General features: G+C 36.1%; 4 protein-coding genes. 3 read left to right on the top strand and 1 reads right to left on the bottom strand.

Translation table 11 applies throughout. From position 1 onward, the window contains the following. Positions 1-351: 351 nt before the first annotated feature. Positions 352-1050 (bottom strand): hypothetical protein, encoded by a 699-nt coding sequence (locus FTV32_RS16110; RefSeq protein WP_179991637.1) that lies wholly within the window; start codon positions 1048-1050, stop codon positions 352-354. A 90-nt stretch (positions 1051-1140) separates the two neighbouring features. Here FTV32_RS16110 and FTV32_RS16105 point away from each other — a divergent pair, with 90 nt between their 5' ends. From FTV32_RS16105 to FTV32_RS16095, 3 genes are read left to right on the top strand one after another with little or no spacing between them, the layout of a single operon-like run. Then, positions 1141-1494 carry a hypothetical protein gene (locus FTV32_RS16105; RefSeq protein ID WP_000897084.1) on the top strand — a complete coding sequence of 118 codons (354 nt, stop codon included), beginning with the start codon at positions 1141-1143 and terminating at the stop codon, positions 1492-1494. Beyond that, positions 1494-2621, top strand: coding sequence for a DUF2515 family protein (locus FTV32_RS16100; protein WP_179995816.1), 1128 nt, complete (start codon positions 1494-1496; stop codon positions 2619-2621). The genes FTV32_RS16105 and FTV32_RS16100 overlap by 1 nt, the downstream gene beginning before the upstream one ends. Continuing rightward, the gene (locus FTV32_RS16095) at positions 2605-3510 is read left to right on the top strand and encodes a hypothetical protein (protein WP_171525057.1); all 906 of its coding nucleotides are present in this window, start codon (positions 2605-2607) and stop codon (positions 3508-3510) included. The genes FTV32_RS16100 and FTV32_RS16095 overlap by 17 nt, the downstream gene beginning before the upstream one ends. Positions 3511-3586 lie beyond the last annotated feature (76 nt).

The following is a 3586-nucleotide window of genomic DNA, read 5'->3' as shown; positions in this document are numbered from 1 at the left end:
ATTCTTGTATGGAGCTTCCTGCTCTCTATGTCCCCATCATAAGAAAGTTCCAGTATTCTGAATAGCCGCAAAGGGCCGGAATTCACGTAAGCCCAGGCGTACAAAATAGCCTAAATTTTATCCACAGCAATTGGGGATAGTTTTGGAACCTAGATCCGTATGAAATGGGCGCTGACTGCTAAATTGATCGTTTTTTAATCAATTTTAATGGCAAAATGTTACATATTCGCTTAAAAACTCACCAACTTATTACAAAAGCGACTTTTTGCTGATTTCTTAGTCATGACTAAAATTTTAAGTAATTGATAATTATATTAATATACAAGTGTACTTCGTATAATCACCATTATGTTAAATAGACTTAATATTCGATGAAATTTCTTTGAATTCTAGTGCTGTCTTTTGGGTGTTGGGAATATGGCCAAACACATATTCATCCTTCGTCTGAAAAAAGAAATCAAAGCTTTGACTCATCAGTGAATCGACTTGGCTTTGCTTTTGATAAATAGGAGCAATCCGGTTGATGTAGTAATTAATCCACTCAGATTGATGATTAAACGTACCGTAGTCTCTTAAATCAGCATAGAGAAGTTGTAGATCCGCTGAAATGGCTTCAACATTGGGATTAAACATCCATACCGTGATGTTCATCGGTTCAACAGCCATGATTGTGTAGGCTTGCTCCTCATCGAACCTTTCAACTTTATAAAGTTGAGCTCCGCTGTCACTATAACTAGAGCAAAGTAACTTGGTATTTTGTACTTGAAAATGATCAACACCGATTTCATGTTCTCTCACTTTCCGTGAAAGTTCTAGACAATAGGGCAAAGCTTTTAACTCTGATTGAGCTATTTGCTGAAATAAGGTTATGCAACGATTGAGCACATAGCTTTCACCTGTTCCCGTAATAATTCCCTTGTACCAAGGATGGATTTTTGACGTTAAGTTATCTATTAACTGCTTTGTTTCACCTTCTTTGAGTGTGACTTCTTTATTGTCTGCAGCAACAATGATGCTATCATTCAATTGAATGGCTATGATAAAAGTCATACTTTGGTGAAAAAAATTGAACTATTAGAGATTTATTTTAAGCTAAATATAAGATTAATTTTTAAATGATTAAAGAAGATAGGTAAACCTATGGCAGGTGGTTCTCAAGTCATCATTAATAAGAATGGAATTACATTCATTACGCCTGCAAAGTTTGAGGCTAAGGCAGGTCAGCACCTTTTTAAAAGCGGTACAGAAGTTGGTGTAAATATCAAAGGCTTGCCAACTTATGAGGCCTATAATGAGAAATTTCAAATGTTATTGCCCTCTGGTGAGCCCTTTAAAAATGCTGATTATAAAATTTCAAATGCATCCGATGAGTTTATGGCCATAGCAGATAATAAAGGCCGATCTAAACGAATAAATTCCTTACAAGAAGAAAGCTTAAAGCTCGATTTAAATTGGATGAAGCTAGAAGCTGAACCGAGTGAAGGAGATGATTAGTGGGTAATTTAGATTGGGAAAGTAATACAAATACAACAGAGAATAGCTGTAAAACAGCACAGTGTGATTGCTTAACTTTTTGGGAAGTACAACAACAAATAGCGATGATCCGTCTGTCTAACTTAAAAGATGCCAAAAAGAATCTCTATAAACTCGAACCAGGATATGAAGCAAGAGCCAGAAGAATTGCCTCAGTTTATGCCAAAATTTATCTTGAACAAGAAAATCATGGAAGTCAGCAATTAAAAGGCCGTTATTATTGGATGGGCTTAGGTGCATTTGCTTCAAAAACTGTTGCAGCAGTGTTTAAACATGGCTTAACGGCTTGGGGGTATAAATGGATTCCCATTATTTCCCCTTTTGTCTTGACGCCACTTGTTCGCAATCCAGTACACTCTTTTGCGAAAGGGAATTTATGGTTATTTATGGATATTGCACCTTGGCATTATGCTTGGAGTATGTCTTCGCAATCTTTTAATCAATGTCGAACTCAACGTGATGTATCTAAGTTCACCCATATTAAGGAAGAAGTGTTAAATATTCCTTGGTCGAGTTGTTTACCCATCATTAAGCATTTGCAGAGTACAACTGAAATTACTCAGGCTTTTGGGATGCTTCCCAAGATAGAAGGCATTTTTAAAAGAAAAGGAAAACCAAGGAGAGATAATTTTAAAGATGCACAAGACGATCTTATGAAACATTTACTGGCAATTGCAGTACAGGAACAACGTAATATTTTACAAGAATTGGTTTGGAAGGACTGGATGGTACAAGCACAGGCAACTTTACAAAGCTATACCAAACTTCCCGATAGTACTTTAGTCCTTTCTAGTGATTATAGTGTTGATGCTGTTAAGCCTAGACATGGGAAATATGAAGGACGTCATAAAGATGTACTCGACAAATTACCTGAATCTGTCTATAGCGAACCTTTAGCGCATACCAAAGTTCAAGATTATGATAGCCGTATGGAGTGGATTCAGAAGGCAGCAGAAAAATATCATACCTTAATGTTAAGTGACACAGGGCGATCATTTTTAGAGAAGGAACTCGCAATTATTGCAGGATGGGGCAATAGTAAAGCGGACTTTGTAGTTGGCAAGGACAGTAATGATGGAAAGATTTAAGCATTATTTTAATTCTATCTTAGTCTTCATCTTCGGTTTCCTTCTTTTAGGTTGCCAACCTAATGCAAAAAATACAGAGAATAGTGCAATGAATCAGCAACCTTATTTACTCCATTTTGGTCTACAGGGCTTTAAAGACTTTGCTCAATACAATCAGAGTGCCGTGGATAACCATCCTGTCGCTAGTTTTCGAGAATTAGATTTTTCACCACCGAACCTTGGTCAAATTAAGATTGAAAATGGCGCGAGTAGCTTAGCTATTGACCATGTTTTTTATGTATTAGGAACATCGTTTCATAAGGAAGATGGTATTGAGGTTATGACTGTTAATGCAGGCTTAAATAAAGAGGAGTTTGTACGTCCTGAGCAAGCCTATCAAGCGTATGCGAATTTAATGAAACGAGTAAATCAAGCGGGATGGAAACTTTATATTGCTCCCTATAACCCACGTATAGCGAAAGAAGATAATATGCGATATGTCATGAAGTGGGGCTATTCGATTGATCCAAGCTATATTTTTAGTTATGAGGAATGGCAAAACATCATGAATGCGAGTGGTAGTGGGTCTTTGGGTTATCGCTTATACGCTAATGGTCTTTTATTGAATATATACATCAGTCAAACTAAAAAAACTGAAGATGAGAAAGAGCAATATATGGTTCGTTATACTTTTAACACCATTCGTTATGATCAACGAGATGCCTTAAGTGATTCAGAAAACAATATTAATGCTTATACAATGACTCCATTGGAGTTAAAACAAGCGTTTGAAAAGGAAGAACGAAGAACTCAAAGATCTAGAGAGTATGATGAAAAAGAAGCAATTGCAGAAGGTTATCGTATAGATGAGAGCTATGTTGGTCCTGATCTTTGGCAATATGTGAAATAATTAATTATTTCTAAAATTAACATAATACACCTTATACGAAACGCCTCTTAAAATCCCTTTTTAAACAATGTCTTAT

The sequence above is a fragment of the Acinetobacter sp. YH16032 genome (genome assembly GCF_013417345.1).
Lineage (GTDB): Bacteria > Pseudomonadota > Gammaproteobacteria > Pseudomonadales > Moraxellaceae > Acinetobacter.
This window is presented reverse-complemented; position numbering and strand designations above follow the sequence as displayed.

What these genes read in the sequence shown, in the direction of transcription:
- FTV32_RS16110 (WP_179991637.1), bottom strand. Translation starts at nt 1,050, where the DNA reads ATGACTTTTATCATAGCCATTCAATTGAATGATAGCATCATTGTTGCT.
- FTV32_RS16105 (WP_000897084.1), top strand. Translation starts at nt 1,141, where the DNA reads ATGGCAGGTGGTTCTCAAGTCATCATTAATAAGAATGGAATTACATTC.
- FTV32_RS16095 (WP_171525057.1), top strand. Translation starts at nt 2,605, where the DNA reads ATGATGGAAAGATTTAAGCATTATTTTAATTCTATCTTAGTCTTCATC.